Annotated in this window: 16 protein-coding genes; 1 reads left to right on the forward strand and 15 read right to left on the reverse strand. The window is 45.8% G+C overall.

Annotation, left to right across the window (positions count from 1 at the left end; translation table 11 throughout):
* Positions 1-150: 150 nt before the first annotated feature.
* The 6 genes from trmFO to J2Z65_RS01565 form a co-directional block, all read right to left on the reverse strand.
* Positions 151-1,467: an FADH(2)-oxidizing methylenetetrahydrofolate--tRNA-(uracil(54)-C(5))-methyltransferase TrmFO gene (gene trmFO, locus J2Z65_RS01540; protein ID WP_167056144.1), complete on the reverse strand. Its 1,317-nt coding sequence runs from the start codon at positions 1,465-1,467 to the stop codon at positions 151-153.
* A 12-nt stretch (positions 1,468-1,479) separates the two neighbouring features.
* Positions 1,480-3,582: a type I DNA topoisomerase gene (gene topA, locus J2Z65_RS01545; protein WP_209855691.1), complete on the reverse strand. Its 2,103-nt coding sequence runs from the start codon at positions 3,580-3,582 to the stop codon at positions 1,480-1,482.
* A 70-nt stretch (positions 3,583-3,652) separates the two neighbouring features.
* On the reverse strand, positions 3,653-4,744 hold the full coding sequence (gene dprA, locus J2Z65_RS01550; protein WP_167056138.1) for a DNA-processing protein DprA: 1,092 nt from the start codon (positions 4,742-4,744) through the stop codon (positions 3,653-3,655).
* A gap of 114 nt (positions 4,745-4,858) precedes the next feature.
* Positions 4,859-5,791, reverse strand: a complete 933-nt coding sequence (sucD, locus tag J2Z65_RS01555; protein ID WP_127451108.1) for a succinate--CoA ligase subunit alpha — start codon at positions 5,789-5,791, stop codon at positions 4,859-4,861.
* A 48-nt stretch (positions 5,792-5,839) separates the two neighbouring features.
* Positions 5,840-7,000 (reverse strand): ADP-forming succinate--CoA ligase subunit beta, encoded by a 1,161-nt coding sequence (gene sucC / locus J2Z65_RS01560; RefSeq protein WP_167056135.1) that lies wholly within the window; start codon positions 6,998-7,000, stop codon positions 5,840-5,842.
* A 323-nt stretch (positions 7,001-7,323) separates the two neighbouring features.
* Complete coding sequence (locus tag J2Z65_RS01565) at positions 7,324-7,581, reverse strand: hypothetical protein (protein WP_167056132.1); 258 nt, start codon at positions 7,579-7,581, stop codon at positions 7,324-7,326.
* 187 nt (positions 7,582-7,768) lie between these two features.
* Between J2Z65_RS01565 and J2Z65_RS01570 the strand changes: the two genes are divergently transcribed.
* Positions 7,769-9,340: a YifB family Mg chelatase-like AAA ATPase gene (locus tag J2Z65_RS01570; RefSeq protein ID WP_167056129.1), complete on the forward strand. Its 1,572-nt coding sequence runs from the start codon at positions 7,769-7,771 to the stop codon at positions 9,338-9,340.
* A gap of 47 nt (positions 9,341-9,387) precedes the next feature.
* Here J2Z65_RS01570 and J2Z65_RS01575 read toward each other — a convergent pair whose 3' ends face one another.
* The 9 genes from J2Z65_RS01575 to rimM form a co-directional block, all read right to left on the reverse strand.
* Positions 9,388-9,765: a YraN family protein gene (locus J2Z65_RS01575; RefSeq protein ID WP_167056126.1), complete on the reverse strand. Its 378-nt coding sequence runs from the start codon at positions 9,763-9,765 to the stop codon at positions 9,388-9,390.
* Complete coding sequence (locus J2Z65_RS01580) at positions 9,762-10,079, reverse strand: EscU/YscU/HrcU family type III secretion system export apparatus switch protein (protein ID WP_167056123.1); 318 nt, start codon at positions 10,077-10,079, stop codon at positions 9,762-9,764. The genes J2Z65_RS01575 and J2Z65_RS01580 overlap by 4 nt, the downstream gene beginning before the upstream one ends.
* On the reverse strand, positions 10,076-11,746 hold the full coding sequence (locus tag J2Z65_RS01585) for a hypothetical protein (protein WP_167056121.1): 1,671 nt from the start codon (positions 11,744-11,746) through the stop codon (positions 10,076-10,078). Before J2Z65_RS01585 ends, J2Z65_RS01580 begins: the two co-directional genes overlap by 4 nt.
* Before the next feature lie 74 nt (positions 11,747-11,820).
* On the reverse strand, positions 11,821-12,465 hold the full coding sequence (locus J2Z65_RS01590; protein WP_167056118.1) for a ribonuclease HII: 645 nt from the start codon (positions 12,463-12,465) through the stop codon (positions 11,821-11,823).
* 141 nt (positions 12,466-12,606) lie between these two features.
* Positions 12,607-13,470 (reverse strand): ribosome biogenesis GTPase YlqF, encoded by an 864-nt coding sequence (gene ylqF / locus J2Z65_RS01595; protein WP_209855694.1) that lies wholly within the window; start codon positions 13,468-13,470, stop codon positions 12,607-12,609.
* An 11-nt stretch (positions 13,471-13,481) separates the two neighbouring features.
* On the reverse strand, positions 13,482-14,099 hold the full coding sequence (lepB, locus tag J2Z65_RS01600) for a signal peptidase I (protein ID WP_193580866.1): 618 nt from the start codon (positions 14,097-14,099) through the stop codon (positions 13,482-13,484).
* Positions 14,100-14,192: 93 nt separating this feature from the next.
* Complete coding sequence (gene rplS / locus J2Z65_RS01605) at positions 14,193-14,534, reverse strand: 50S ribosomal protein L19 (protein ID WP_127458434.1); 342 nt, start codon at positions 14,532-14,534, stop codon at positions 14,193-14,195.
* A gap of 165 nt (positions 14,535-14,699) precedes the next feature.
* Positions 14,700-15,458, reverse strand: coding sequence for a tRNA (guanosine(37)-N1)-methyltransferase TrmD (gene trmD, locus J2Z65_RS01610; RefSeq protein ID WP_167056115.1), 759 nt, complete (start codon positions 15,456-15,458; stop codon positions 14,700-14,702).
* Positions 15,455-15,970: a ribosome maturation factor RimM gene (gene rimM / locus J2Z65_RS01615; protein ID WP_167056868.1), complete on the reverse strand. Its 516-nt coding sequence runs from the start codon at positions 15,968-15,970 to the stop codon at positions 15,455-15,457. The genes trmD and rimM overlap by 4 nt, the downstream gene beginning before the upstream one ends.
* Positions 15,971-15,994: the final 24 nt, after the last annotated feature.

Here is a 15,994-nt window from a genome sequence, read left to right on the forward strand (position 1 = left end):
GTGTTGGTTTCGGTCTAATAAAAAGAGATAAACCTCTAGCGAGGTCAATATCGAAATAAAGACCGCATCTAGAGGTAAATGTATGAGGAAACGAATGAATAATGATTCAAAACATAATTATAGTAACACAGTGAATAGTGTCTTTACAACCTATTCCGTCTGTGTTTTCGAAAAATTCTGAATACTCTCTATTGCTCGATTAGCCAACTTCTCGTATTTCTCTTTTTTATTCCTAATTCTTTCCGGAAGCTGTGGAAGTAATCCGAAATTCGCATTCATCGGTTGAAAATGTTTAAAATCCGCTGTCGTAATGTAATGAGCCATGCTGCCTAATGTAGTTTCCTCTGGAAGCACCAGGCAAGGCTGCCCCTTCGCTAACCGTCCTGCATTAAGACCAGCAATCAATCCGGAAGCCGCGGATTCCACATAGCCCTCCACGCCCGTCATTTGACCTGCAAAAAACAGATTCTCACGACGTTTGTACTGGTACGTCGGTTCAAGAAGCTTTGGCGAATTGATAAACGTGTTGCGATGCATAACTCCGTAACGGACGAATTCTGCTTGTTCCAGCCCTGGAATCAATGACAGAACGCGTTTTTGTTCGCCCCATTTCAAATGGGTCTGGAACCCAACCAAGTTATACAAGGTTCCTGCAGCATTATCTTGACGAAGCTGCACAACAGCGTGTGGCAGCTTTCCGGTGTGCGGGTTAATCAAACCAACCGGCTTCATCGGCCCGAACAAGACAGTCTGCTTACCGCGCTTTGCCATAACCTCTAATGGCATACAACCTTCGAAGTAGATCTCTTTTTCGAATTCCTTAAGCTCTGCAACTTCTGCAGTAATCAAGGCTTCATAGAAAACATTGAACTCTTCTTCCGTCATTGGGCAATTAAGGTATGCTGCCTCGCCTTTGTCGTAACGGGAAGCCAGATAAACTTTATTCATATCGATAGAATCTTTTTCCACGATCGGGGCAGCCGCATCGTAGAAGTACAAGTATTCCTCGCCCATGAGTTCTTTCAACTGTGCTGATAAATCCGGTGAAGTCAGTGGCCCTGAAGCGACAACCGTAATACCTTCGGGCAATACTTGAACTTCCTCATTAATAACTTCAATGAGCGGATGGTTCCGCAGCGTTTGTGTCACGGCTTGAGAGAAGCCATCACGGTCAACGGCTAAAGCCCCTCCTGCCGGAACTGCATGCCGGTCAGCGCAGGAGAGAATTAATGAGTCCATGTGTCTCATTTCTTCTTTCAATACACCAACGGCATTAGTCAAACCATTTGAGCGTAGCGAGTTGCTGCAAACAAGTTCCGCGAATTGATCCGTAATGTGAGCAGGCGTTTTACGGACATTTCGCATTTCGTATAAAGTAACAGGCACACCTTGACGTGCAATCTGCCAGGCTGCTTCACTTCCAGCGAGTCCTGCACCGATGACTGTTACTCTTGGGTATTCTGGCAAAATCGGACACCTCTAATCTTTCATATCTTCGTTTTGATCTTCGTTTACTTCTTCTTTATGATCGCATTTTGTACATTGAATGTTTAAGCCATTCTTGCTTCGTTTCTCTATCATCATCGAGCTGCAAACCGGACAAGGCTTGTTAACCGGCTTATCCCATGAGACAAAGTCACAAGTTGGATATTGATCACAGCCGTAGAAGACCCGGCCCTTCTTGCTTCTGCGTTCTACAATTTTCCCTGTATGGCAGCTTGGGCATGTGACACCAATATCTTTAATGATCGGCTTCGTATTGCGGCACTCAGGGAAGCCGGAACAAGCCAGGAACTTGCCGAAACGACCCATTTTATAAACAAGATGCTTCCCGCATTTCTCGCAGATCTCATCGGATACTTCATCTTGAATCTCGATTTCCTTCATTTCCTCTTCAGCAAATTCAAGCCGCTTCTCAAAGGATGTATAGAAAGTATCCAAGACTCTGACCCAATCCTCTTTCCCCTCTTCCACAAAGTCAAGCTCCTCTTCCATATGAGCGGTAAACTCAATATCGAGGATTTCAGGGAAAAATTCTTGCATCAATTGAATTACCAACTCGCCTAACTCGGTAGGTATAAACTTCTTCTCTTCGATTGCCACGTAGCCGCGCTTCTGAATCGTCTCCAGCGTCGGTGCATACGTACTTGGCCGGCCAATCCCCATTTCCTCAAGCGCTCTGACTAAGCGGGCTTCTGTATACCGCGGAGGCGGTTGAGTAAAGTGCTGTTTAGGATCAACGCTTTGTTTATCCAAAGCATCTCCTTTGGATAATGGCGGAAGCAACTTATCCTCTTCTGTCGTCCCGTCATCATTACTCTCAACATACACCTTCATAAATCCCGGGAATTTCATTTTTGACCCATTTGCCCGGAATACGGTGTCACCTGCTGTCAAATCAATGGTCATTGTATCCAAAATAGCGGATGACATCTGACTGGCAACAAAACGATCCCATACTAACTTGTAGAGTCGAAATTGATCTCGGCTGAGGAACTCTTTCAATTGTTCCGGCTCGCGAAGTACAGAAGTTGGACGGATACCCTCATGCGCATCTTGTGCGTTAGCATTTTTCTTCGTATAAATACGGGGCGTTTCTGGATAGAAAGCTGGACCATATTTCGTCAAAATGTACTCTTTCGCTTCTTCTTGGGCTACAGGTGAGATTCGCGTGGAATCCGTACGCATGTACGTAATTAAACCAACGGTTCCCTCTTTGCCTAAGTCTATTCCTTCATATAATTGTTGCGCCACAGACATCGTCTTGGATGCCCGGAAATTTAATTTACGCGCAGCCTCTTGCTGCATGGAGCTCGTAATGAAAGGAGGAGACGGGTTACGCCCTCGCTCTTTCTCTTTCACTTCTTTCACCGTAAACTTCCCGCTACCCATTGCGGCTAGAATCTGGTCTACATCCTCCTGCGAATGCAGTTCCCTCTTCTCACCATTAATGCTGTGGTATTTGGCTTCAAACACCGTTTTGCCTGAGTCCAAAAGGGCCGTAATCGACCAGTATTCTTCAGGTTCAAATGCTTTAATCTCATTCTCACGATCATAGATCAGCTTAACTGCAACTGACTGCACACGCCCTGCCGATAAACCTTTTTTTACTTTTTTCCAAAGTAATGGGCTAATTTTATAACCAACAAGTCGATCCAATATCCGACGTGCTTGCTGCGCATTAACAAGATCCTGATTGATTCGGCGAGGCGTCTTGAAAGCGTCCTTCACCGCGTCCTTCGTAATTTCATTAAAAACAACACGGCAAAGCTCATCAGAACCAACGTCCAAATAATGTGCTAAGTGCCAGGCAATCGCTTCACCTTCACGATCCGGGTCAGCCGCCAGATATATTTTTTTAACTTTTTTACTCGCATCTTTTAACTCTTTTAATATAGAACCCTTACCACGGATAGTTATGTATTTAGGCTCAAAGTTACGATCTACTTCTACGCCAATTTGGCTTTTCGGAAGGTCGCGAATATGACCCATCGAGGCTTTTACGATAAATTTGCTGCCTAAATACTTGCCGATGGTTTTTGCTTTTGCTGGTGACTCAACAATGACTAAAGAATCCGCCATGGATCGTCCTTCCTCCCCTCTTAATTTCAAGGTTAAGTCTATTGGCGAGAAGAAAAACTTCTTGAATAGCCTATGCTTGGATGTAGGTAGAACCTGGAAGCTGTTTAATCGCCTTTTTCACTAGTAAAGATAACAGAACTGCATGCAAATGTCCAAACGTAAATTGTCCGCCCTCCAATAAGGCATCAATCGAAACCGGTTCACTCGACAGTTTTCGGAAAATTTCGTCTTCCTCCTCCGTCAATATAAATGATGGAAGAGGCTTCTTTATGGCATGCATTTCATCTGAACTTATCATATAGTTGTAGTCGTCTACAATCTCTTCTACACGTGTTACTAATTTGGCGCCATCTTTCAGGAGCTTATGAACACCGCTGCTTTGACGGGAATTAATCGGTCCCGGAACAGCGAAAACGTCCCGTGATTCCTCGAGCGCAAACTCAACCGTAATCAGCGATCCGCTGTCCTCAGCAGCTTCCACAACAGTGACACCAAGCGACAATCCCGCTATGATACGGTTTCGCTGCGGAAACATGCCAGGCCTCATCCCAGTACCAATAGGGTATTCAGAAATGATAACACCTTCTTGCTCAATATGTCGAAATAATAAAGCATTCTCACGCGGGTAAATTTGATTGATAGCGCAACCAAGAACAGCTACCGTCTTCGATTTTCCCTGTAAGGCGCCGATATGGGCTTTGCTGTCGATTCCTCTGGCAAGGCCGCTGACAATGCCGAATCCTGCTCTCGAAAGAGCGGCAGCCCATTCCTCAGCAATCTTTTTGCCATAAATGGTCGGCGTTCGGGTTCCAACGATTCCTAGAAGCCGTCCATTCAAAAAAGATGGACTTCCCTTCACATAAAGCACCCAAGGAGGCTGCGCAATTTCTTTCAAAATCTGAGGGTACTCGTCGTCCAAAATTGTTACAATTTGAATGGATTGCTTCATATATATTTGCAGTCTTTCCTCGACAAATGAACGAGTAAACCGCGAGGCAATTAGTTCAGCCACAGAGCCTCGGATACCTTTTGAGGAAATTTCTGCTGCAGAGAGCTCAAACAATACTTGGGGCTCCGGAAAACGGCTTATGAGCTGAAGCATTGTTTTCCAGCCAACGCCGTCAAGCTCGTGGAGGCCAAATAAAATGATTCGATTATCCATTAGTATATACACTCCTTACTCGAATGACAAATCTTTGCAAAGCTAGAAAAAGAAAAAACCTCCCAAATCCCTAAATTAGGGAAATGGAAGGTTGCTTACCTTCGACAGAAAACACTATTTTTTTGTGATAACTTTGTCGAGCATTCCTTTTTCTTCAAGTACGCTAACAAGTGTTGAACCCATTTCAGATGGCGTAGCCGCTACGCGGATTCCGCATCTTTCCATAGTTGCAACTTTCTCAGCTGCTGTACCTTTACCACCGGAAATAATCGCACCGGCATGGCCCATACGTTTTCCTGGAGGCGCAGTTTTACCGCCGATGAAACCAACAACTGGTTTCGTCATGTTGGCAGCAACCCATTCAGCCGCTTCTTCTTCTGCTGTTCCACCGATCTCACCGATCATAATAACAGCATAAGTGTCAGGATCTTCATTGAAACGTTTGAGGATATCGATAAACTCGGAACCTTTAACAGGGTCTCCACCGATACCAACTGCGGAGGATTGTCCGATTCCGCGCGTTGTCAATTGGTGAACTGCTTCGTAAGTTAGTGTTCCGGAACGGGAAACAACACCTACGTGACCTGGCGTGTGGATGTAACCAGGCATGATACCGATTTTGCACTCGCCTGGTGTAATAACACCTGGGCAGTTTGGTCCGATTAGAACGGTTCTCTTGCCTTCCATGTAACGTTTCACGTTAACCATGTCAAGGACAGGAATACCTTCTGTAATACAGATAACGAGATCAAGATCAGCGTCAACTGCTTCAATAATGGATTCTGCTGCAAATGCAGGTGGTACATAAATAACGGATGCTGTTGCACCAGTTGCATTTTTAGCTTCGATTACTGTGTTAAAAACCGGAAGTTGAACGAGTTCACCGTTTTCCAGTGTGATGTCTACTTTTGTTCCGCCTTTACCTGGGGTTACGCCACCAACCATTTGTGTGCCGTATTCTAGACCGCCTTTGGTATGAAACAAACCCGTAGCGCCGGTAATCCCTTGAGTAATGACTTTTGTATGTTTATTGACCAAAATACTCATGATCTTTTGTTCACATCCCCTATATTATTTAAAACCGCACGGGTTTAATTATTTCACAAGTGCAACGATTTTTTGAGCGCCGTCTGCCATGGAATCAGCAGCAACAATGTTCAAGCCGGATTCGTTAAGAATCTTTTTACCAAGTTCCACGTTTGTCCCTTCAAGACGAACAACAAGCGGACGGGATAGACCCAGTTCTCTAGCCGCGGCAACAACACCGTCAGCAATAACGTCACAACGCATGATACCGCCGAAGATGTTAACGAAAATCCCTTTAACTTGCTCATCGGACAGAATGATTTTGAATGCTTCTGTAACTTTCTCTTTCGTAGCACCGCCCCCTACGTCAAGGAAGTTAGCAGGGTCTCCGCCGTAGTGCTTGATGATGTCCATAGTAGCCATCGCAAGTCCTGCGCCGTTAACCATACAACCGATATTACCGTCAAGAGCAATGTAGCTCAGGTCATACTTGGAAGCTTGGATTTCTTTGGCATCTTCCTCTTCAAGGTCGCGAAGAGCAACGATATCCTTGTGACGGAATAGAGCGTTAGAATCAAAGTTCAATTTGGCATCAAGAGCCATAACGTCACCAGAACCAGTAACAACCAATGGGTTGATCTCAGCAATGGAGCAATCTTTCTCTACGAAAGCTTTATAAAGAGCAAGCATGAATTTAACTGCTTTGTTTACAAGTTCGTTAGGAATGTTGATGGAGTATGCAAGTCTACGAGCTTGGAAAGCTTGAAGACCGATAGCAGGATCTACAACTTCTTTGAAAATTTTCTCAGGAGAATGCTCAGCAACCTCTTCGATTTCCGTACCGCCCTCTTCAGACGCCATCAAAACGACGCTGCCTGTAGCGCGATCAACAACAACACCTACATAATATTCTTTCTTAATGTCACACCCTTCTTCGATCAAAAGGCGTTTAACTTCTTTACCTTCTGGACCTGTTTGGTGAGTGACAAGCACTTTGCCAAGAATTTCGTTTGCATATGTACGAACTTCATCGAGGTTTTTGGCTACCTTAACGCCGCCTGCTTTACCGCGACCTCCGGCATGAATTTGCGCCTTTACAACGACGACGGATGTTCCAAGTTCTTTCGCTGCTTCAACAGCTTCATCTACGGTGAAAGCAACTTTCCCGTTAGGAACGCTGACTCCGTACTGTCTCAGGACTTCTTTGCCTTGGTACTCATGGATATTCATTTCCTAAAATCCTCCTATCAGTATGGACTTTCTATACGTGCTATACAGGGGAAAAGTGTAATTTCCTATTTGTGTTGTGCACGAAATAAATCTTGCTGCCGGAATTAGTATCACACTTCTTCGCAAGCCCTAACCATTGTATCACTAATTTTCGACAGTTTCCTTATTTTTTTCGTTAATTCATTCAAATTTTCCTTTCACACTGAAAAACTTTAGCTATCACACCCAGGCCAAAAACCATTTTTATGCCTAAAAATTACGAAAACTGTCATTAAAAAGGACGTATTTTCCAAAAATGAAAAATACGTCCTGCTTTTCATTTGTCAGTAATGCGGGGTAGTAGGTGTATTCATTCGCGGTTCGCGCTCAGCTTGCTTAATAAATCGAAGCTCGTTGCCTGTGAAGCTGCACACAAGACATTGAATCATCGGTTCTTCTTCAGGTATAGCGTCAGGATCGCTGAACTCCGTTATGTTTCCGGACAGGGCATCCTTTAAAAATGACTGCGCATAACTGGTAATTACGCTGAATTTAATACGATTAGAACGGCAGTTTGGACAAAAATACGGCTTCTCCTGCATATCATCACCTCATCTTCCAGTATGTGCATGTTGTCTTTTTTTAAAACGTTCGCAGCTGTTTTAAGGATTGCGTAAATTTTCCATTTTCTATACAATAGAGGGAAATATGCGGATCAATAAGGAAGCACCTTTAATCCTGATGCCCAGCAGTTCTGCTGCTCAATTAAGGAGAGGAAGGTGTTTTTTTATGTACGGAAAAGTTTGGAGTGCCTGCTTGCAGGGAATAGAAGGGCGAACGATTGAAGTTGAAGTAGATATATCAAGCGGTTTACCGCAAGTGAATTTGGTTGGGCTTCCCGATTCCGCCATTCGAGAATCTGTCGAAAGAGTTCGTGCCTCCATCAAGAATTGCGGATACAGTTTCCCGATGGATCGAATTACCGTGAATCTGGCACCGGCAGACTTGCGCAAGGAGGGTTCCTCTTTCGATTTAGCTATTGCTGTTGCCATTCTAATTACGACTGGTCAGGTAATGAATGAATCCTTGCAGATGACCTTATTTCTAGGAGAACTTGCACTTGATGGCTCTCTTAGACCTGTTCCAGGAGTGTTATCTATGGCCCATGCAGCGAAACAGTTAGGCATCAAACGAGTGTGCGTACCGCACTTAAATGCCGCAGAAGCCTCTCTCATTGAGGGCATCGAGGTATGTGGAATTACAAATCTTTCTGATTTTAGAAATTGGAATTCACAAACCCATCATGAATTTATTTTTCATGCGGTAAATAACAACCACGATGGAATTTCGACAAATTGTTCAGCAAAAAGCTTTGATTTCGACGATTACGCTGATGTCAATGGGCAGCATCAAGTCAAACGAGCTATGATGATAGCGGCAGCCGGCATGCACAACATTCTGTTAATCGGGCCTCCGGGGACTGGAAAAACGATGTTGGTCAAGCGCATGCCTACCATTCTACCGCCTATGTCTGATCATGAGGCACTAGAGGTCACCAAAATATTCAGCGCCTCAGGCAAGCTTACAGACCGCTCATCACTCATGCGTACCCGGTCCTTTCGAGCCCCGCACCATACGATTTCCGCAGCCGGACTAGTCGGCGGTGGGACGATTCCAAAACCGGGGGAGGTCAGTTTAGCGCATAGGGGAATTTTGTTTTTGGACGAGCTACCTGAATTTACAAGAAACGCACTGGAAGTGCTTAGACAGCCTCTTGAAGATCGATCCGTAACCATTGCCAGAGCAAGAGCGGTTTACACATTCCCTTCGCAATTTATATTAGCTGCTGCAATGAATCCGTGCCCCTGCGGTTATTATGGAACTGTAACCGAAGCAAATGCGTGCGTATGTTCATCTGCCAAAATCATTCAATATCGTTCCAAAATATCCGGCCCCCTTCTCGATCGCATCGACCTGCATGTCGAGGTTCCTAAGCCTAGCTACGCCCAGTTGAACGAACATATTCACTCTAATCCTCTCTCTTCCAAAGAAATGCTGGCGAAAGTATTAATTGCCCACAAGAGGCAGCAGAAACGCTATGCGGATACGGGTATTCAGCATAATAATGAATTAACCGGTAGCCGAATGAAGCAAGCTTGCCATCTAACAACCGAAGGAGATCAACTCCTTCGTGCTTCTTTCGAAGCTCTTGGACTTAGCGCAAGAGCTCATGACCGCATTCTGCGCCTGGCCTTAACGATAGCAGATTTGGAGGAAAGCAATCATATCCTCCCGCACCATTTGGCTGAAGCTATCCAGTACCGGAACCTCGATAAACAGCAAAAAGAAAATGAATGTTAACGCAAAACAAGAGCCTTCTGCCCTGTTAGTCTTATCGACCAAAAGGCTCAAAAGGCTCCTTCTATATGTTCAATATGAGGCGCTGCTCCTTCTGTGGATATTTCGACGGCAATCACGTCAAAACGCACGGGCAGCTCATATTTTTGAAAACGATGCAAGTAATATTGGGCGGTTTCTTTAACTTTCAATTGCTTACGAATATCAACGGATTCTTTGGCTAGCCCAAATCGGCCAGAAGAACGTCTTGTTCTGACTTCAACAAATACGAGAGTTCCTGCTTGCTCAGCAATGATATCCAACTCACCCGTGCGGCAGCGCCAATTCCTTGCAACAATCCGATAATTCTGTTTGCTCAAAAATGCTTCTGCCGCATCTTCGCCAAGCTTTCCAAGCTGTTTTCTGTTATCTATGCCATGCCCCTTCATCCATTGTTCCTCTGCGAACGCATTCGGTTATCCGAGCGGTAGATAAAACTCAGCACTTCCGCCACGAGCTGATATAACTCAGAAGGTATCTCCTGATCTAAATCCAGTTTGGATAACACTTCAACCAAAGAAGAATCCTCTTGAACGGGAATTCCGTTTTCTTTGGCTTTTTGCAAAATGGCTTCCGCCATTTGGCCCTTGCCTTTAGCGATTAGAGTTGGTGCTTTCTGTGTTTCTGGCGAGTAGCGAAGTGCCACAGCTTTTTTGATCGGAGTGGGTTCAGGTGTCCCTGTTGAATTTCTCTGCTTAGTCATGCCCGGAAGTCTACCCCCTTGTACGTTTGAGGAAGATAGAGCGAGCGTAAATCAGCGCGACCATCAGAAACTGCTTTCCCATCATTATCATTTACGATTGGCTGCGGATAAGGTGAACATTTCAAAGAAATAAACTGATACCCAGCCTTATTCATCGCCGCCGATATTTCTTCCTTGGACTCCTCCATCATAGGAGCCAGTGCCGGATGATCATTATGTATCGTCAAAGAAACGATCTTATTCACGACATGTACATCAACTAGCGTATTTCCCATGACTTTCATTTGAAGATCGAACAACAATCGGCAGTTGCTCGAATCCACTTCCCCACGCTTGCCTTTGCGGGATTGAATATGAATTGCGGCAGATTGCTGACCGGTTCCATCCATAAAAGGAACAAATAATGTCATATGGGCAAACATGGCGGATTTGTCACCTGTCAGCATCAACTGCTGGCCTGTAATCTGCCCAACGACTTGCTGCGCCGCCTCTTTGAGCGGCGCCGGCGTGTCATCAGAGGCTGTGAGCTGCAGCAGCAGACTCTTTAATGTCTCCGCAGCAGCAGGCTTGGCCGTATCGTCCTGTTGGGACGCCGTGGAGGCCAGACTAGGCAGCTGATCGTCCGTTTGCAGCCGTCCACGCAGCAATGCTTCGCCGCGCTCATCCAGCTTCGCTACCAGATGAGCCTCATGCTCAACGCCGACGGCTTTGAGCATCCTGCTGATCCAGTTAGGCTCTGGATCAGACTCAGGCCCCTGAGGCGCACTGCTGCGCGCCTCCATCGGCTCTGCCGCCTTCTGCTTCGCAGGCGGCTGCTGCACGAGCGAACCCGCCACAGGCGGTTCGCCTTCAGGCACAGGCTCAGCGCTTCGCGCCTGAGCCTCTGGCGCGGCCGCCGCCGGCTGCGCCGGAGCGGCGGCGAGTGGAGCGCCCGCTGCAGCGCCAGCTGGCGGAGCCGCTGCCGCGGCCGACGCCTCCGGCGGCCGCGCGGGCCATACAGCTGCGGCGGAAGCACGCAGCTCCTTCAGCAGCGCGACCACCTGCTTCGCGGTGTCCGCTGCCGGATGCTGCGGCTCCTGCTCCAGCAATGCCGCAGCCTGTTGTTCAAGCTGTTCCAGCAGCTTCCCAACGGGGGGCCCTGAAGTGACCTGCCTCAATGCCCCTACCGTTTCTTGCGTAAGGGGCAATCCTTTTTTATAGGCCAGAATAGCGGCTTGAGCCCATTCTTCCTTATTTACGCCTTCAGGCAAATTACTCATCAAAGCTTCAAATGCTTTTACATTTTCCTTGGATACCGGAACGCCTTCCTGCTGCATCTGCTGTACCAATTGCCGGTTTCCAGCTGTATCCTTTACTGTGAAAGCCTTAAGAAGGTCACCAAGGGAATCTTCCGCAATCTGTACATCGGATTCCGTCAGCGGCTTTAACAGAATTTGACCGCCATTGGATTCCGGTTGAACTTGCAAATACGTTACGTCTCCTTGCTTAAGCGGAGTTTCCAGTTTGGCCCGAACCTGTACCCCGCCAATATTAAGCAAAGCATCTTGATCGCTAAGCAGCTGAAGTACAACACCTTTCACAACTTGCCCTACTTTTAGTTCGAGCACTTTGCTTTCAGAGGCTGTCAGGTCTCCAACCAAGCTGCGAATTAATCCACTAATGTTCATCCCGTTCACCTCAAGTCTTTCTTAATCTTATGTATATTATCGGCGGCTTCTTGCCATTTCTTAATAAGACGAAGTCATATGAAGTCCAGTTCCAACTGTTCGGATTGCTGCGGAGCTTTTTCTTCCAACTGTGCCATGACTTTGCGTATAAATAATTTACGGTGAAGCGGTGTTGGACCATAACGCAAAAGCATCTCCCTATGGTGCTTTGTCGCATAGCCTTTATGTACGGCAAGTCCATATTCGGGATATTGCTCATCCCACTCTGCGCACATCCGGTCCCTCGTTACCTTCGCAATAATTGACGCGGCCGCAATGGATTGACTCAGCGCATCCCCGTGTATAATGGCGGTTTGCGGAATATCCAAATCCACGCTCTCCGCATCAACCAGCAAAAAGTCAGGCATTTGGCTTAACTCCTCTACCGCCTGCTTCATAGCCAATCTTGCAGCTTGCTTAATATTAATCGATTCAATTTTATCAACATCAACGATGCCAACTCCAACAGTTACAGCTTCCTTCATGATCAGGTCAAAGAGAACATCCCGTTTCTTCTCAGAGAGCTTCTTTGAATCATTTACTCCATCAAGCACAAAGCCTTTTGGAAGGATCACAGCAGCTGCAACGACATCACCGAATAAACAACCTCTTCCTACCTCGTCGATCCCGGCAACAAGACTGAAGCCTTGCTCCCATACTTCTTTTTCGTGCTCCAGCAAAGACGCTCGCCCCTTTCCATCTCACCATTATAAGGGATTGCCGCTTCGTCAAGCCATACCCATTTTTTTCTGCAAGAAAGTAAAAAAACCACAATCGGCCCGCTTGTCAGCTTAGTCCGAAAGTGGTTTTATGTGAATTGTTTACTGAGGCTTTTCCAAAGAAATACGTCCCATTTTGCCTGCACGAAGATCACGAATAATGATTAAGGATGCTTTATCCAAATCCACTTTACCACCGCTTACAATGGCTCCGCGTTTTCGACCGATTGCTTCCATTACCTTGACCACTTCCTGCACGTTCTCCATATCCTCTGGAAGGTCGGTTACTCCGAATCGCTCTTGAAGAGCTGCACCATAATGTTCAACCATGTAGCGAACAACAAAAAGCGCAATATCATCCAAATGCAGCAATTCTTCTTTAATCGCACCAGTCGCTGCAAGTCGTTGACCTACCAATTGATCCTCGAATTTCGGCCACAAAATACCTGGCGTATCCAGCAAGTCCATTTCAGTTCCGACTTTAATCCACTGTTGACCTTTAGTAACACCTGGCTTATCGCCCGTTGCTGCGATTTTCTTACCCGCCAACTGATTGATGAGCGTTGATTTCCCAACGTTAGGAATGCCGACGATGAGTGCCCTTACAGCACGAGGATTAATTCCTCTGCTGATTTGACGTTCAATTTTATGTGCCCACAGCTGTTTTACGCGCGGTAAAATTTCTTTGGTCGCAGTTCCAGTTGCCGCATCGATCGGCAAAGCAGGCAATCCTTGATCAGCAAAATACTTAACCCACTGCGAAGTTACTTGGGGATCAGCCAAATCGTTTTTATTCAGAAGGACCAGGCGAGGCTTTCCCTTCAAAATTTCATCTACCATCGGGTTCCGGCTGGATAGTGGTACGCGCGCATCCAAGAGCTCAATGACGACATCAATCAGCTTCAGCTTGTCTTCAATCTGCCTTCGAGCTTTGGTCATATGACCGGGAAACCATTGAATGGTCATTCTTCTTCACCTCAAAAATGTATAAAACTAATTTTGTTTAGCGGCCAAAAGATAACTTCTGCGCGCCCAACGACTTTATTGTACGGAACGAAGCCTACACTTTTTGCTCGGCTATCTTTTGAATTCGGACGGTTATCCCCCATTGCGAACAGCTCTCCATCCGGCACTTTCGTTTCCGGGAAGTCTGACAATGTATTATAAGCATGTCCTTCTTTATTGGCTTGTTCAATAGCTTCTTTGATGAAAGGCTGATCAATTTCTTGACCATTAATGAACACCTTATCACCTGTTACTTTCACCGTTTCCCCTGGGAGAGCGATAACGCGCTTAATGTAATCTTTCCCTTCCGGTGCGTGGAAAACGATAACTTCTCCCCTTTTGGGAGCGCGAATGTCATAGACAATTTTATTCACAATCAATCGTTCGCCGGTTAAGAAATTCGGACGCATGGAATCACCATCAACGATGAAAGGTGAGAACAAGAACCAGCGAATGATAATAACGAGCACACCCGCGATGACTAGTGCTTTGATCCATTCCCATGTTTCGCTTTTTGCTGTTTTTGCCGGTACTGCCTCTGCAGTCGTAACTGAGCTTACTTTAGGCTGATCTTGCTCATTCTGTTCCATCACTGATTGCCTCTTTTCCAGTTTTGGTTTTATGTATATAGTTTGCCCTGTAAAAATGAAAAGGAGACTTGCCTAAACAAGCCCCCCGTTTTCTTATCGAATTTCTTTGATTCTTGCTGCTTTTCCACGAAGACCACGCAGATAATAAAGTTTCGCACGACGAACTTTACCACGGCGAGCCACTTCAATCTTCTCAATCTTCGGAGAATGGAATGGGAAAGTTCTTTCCACACCCACACCGTAAGAAATTTTACGAACTGTAAACGTTTCGCTGATTCCACCGCCGTGGCGTTTAATAACAACACCTTCGAACAGCTGAATACGCTCACGTGTACCCTCGATAACTTTTACGTGTACTTTAAGTGTGTCTCCTGGACGGAAATTAGGAATATCCGTACGGAGTTGCTCTTTCGTAATCTCTTGAATAAGATTCATAGTTGACTCCCTCCTTCCACACAGGTGTTCATTCCGCTTATCTAATAGTAATTCTTAGCTGTTATGCGTAGAGGACCACCAGACTCGAACTGTTGAAAAATTCACAACAGAATATATATTATCATAGATGGAGAAGAAATTCAATAGAGAAGTTTTCGGGGGAGATTACTTCGTCTGTTTCCTCTCTTGCCATTCCATGATCCATGCTTTTTCCTCTTTGGAAAACTCTCTTCCTTCAAGCAAATCAGGCCTGCGGTCTAATGTGCGGAATAAAGATTCCTTACGCCGCCAACGCTTCACATTTTCATGATGACCTGATAAAAGCATCTCAGGCACTTCCCACTCTCTAAACTTAGCAGGCCTTGTATAATGCGGGTACTCCAAAAGACCTGTAGAGAACGAATCCGTCACCGCCGACATCTCATTGCCCAGCACACCTGGCAGGAGCCTCACTACGCTGTCAATTACGACCATAGCGGGTAATTCGCCGCCGGTTAACACGTAATCGCCAATGGACAGCTCATCGGTCACCAGATACTGTCTAATACGCTCATCATAACCCTCATAATGACCGCAAATAAAAACAAGATGCTCTTCATTTGAGAGTTCTTCCGCGATCTTCTGTGAAAAAGGCGTCCCTTGTGGGCACATAAGAATGACCCGAGGCTTGACAGGATCTTGATCGGCACTTTGATGCTTAGGCAGGTCTTCCACAGCGGCAAATATCGGCTCCGGCTTTAAAACCATTCCGCCGCCACCGCCATAGGGATAATCATCGACCGTATTGTGCTTATTATTGGAGTAATCACGAAAATTTACGGTGTTTAGACTAACAATCCCCTTGTCACGAGCTTTCCCCAAAATGCTCGACGAAAATACCCCATCAAACATTTCCGGAAACAAGGTCAATACATCGATTCTCATTCCATTAACCCTTCCATCAAATGAATCCGTATTGTTTTAGCAGCAATATCTACCTTCAAGATCACATCATCAATGACAGGAAGCAGCAGTTGTTTGCCTTTTGGCAAGTCCACAACCCAAACGTCATTCGCACCAGGTGTCAACACTTCAGAAACAAGCCCTAATTCTTGGCCATCCTCCGTTACGACCTTACAGCCAATTATCTGATGATAATAGTACTCTCCCTCTTCCAAAGGCTGTTGATTCTTTGCTTCAATCTTAAGCAGCGATCCTTTGAATTTCTCAACCTCATTGATGTTGCTGAACTGTGCAAATTGCACGATAAACAGATTTTTATGTAAGCGGGAGGTTTGAACCGTCACCGGCGTTTGCTTATTTTGAGAATCAACAATAATTAACGAATTACCCTTATCAAAACGTTCTGGAAAATCAGTTTCCGGTACGATTTTCAATTCTCCGCGAATCCCGTGGGTATTTGCGATTTTACCAACAGTAATTAGTTTTTCGGTCATTTGCGCTTGCCCAACCTCCATCTT

It is taken from the genome of Paenibacillus aceris, from assembly GCF_017874035.1.
In the GTDB taxonomy this organism is placed as follows: domain Bacteria; phylum Bacillota; class Bacilli; order Paenibacillales; family NBRC-103111; genus Paenibacillus_E; species Paenibacillus_E aceris.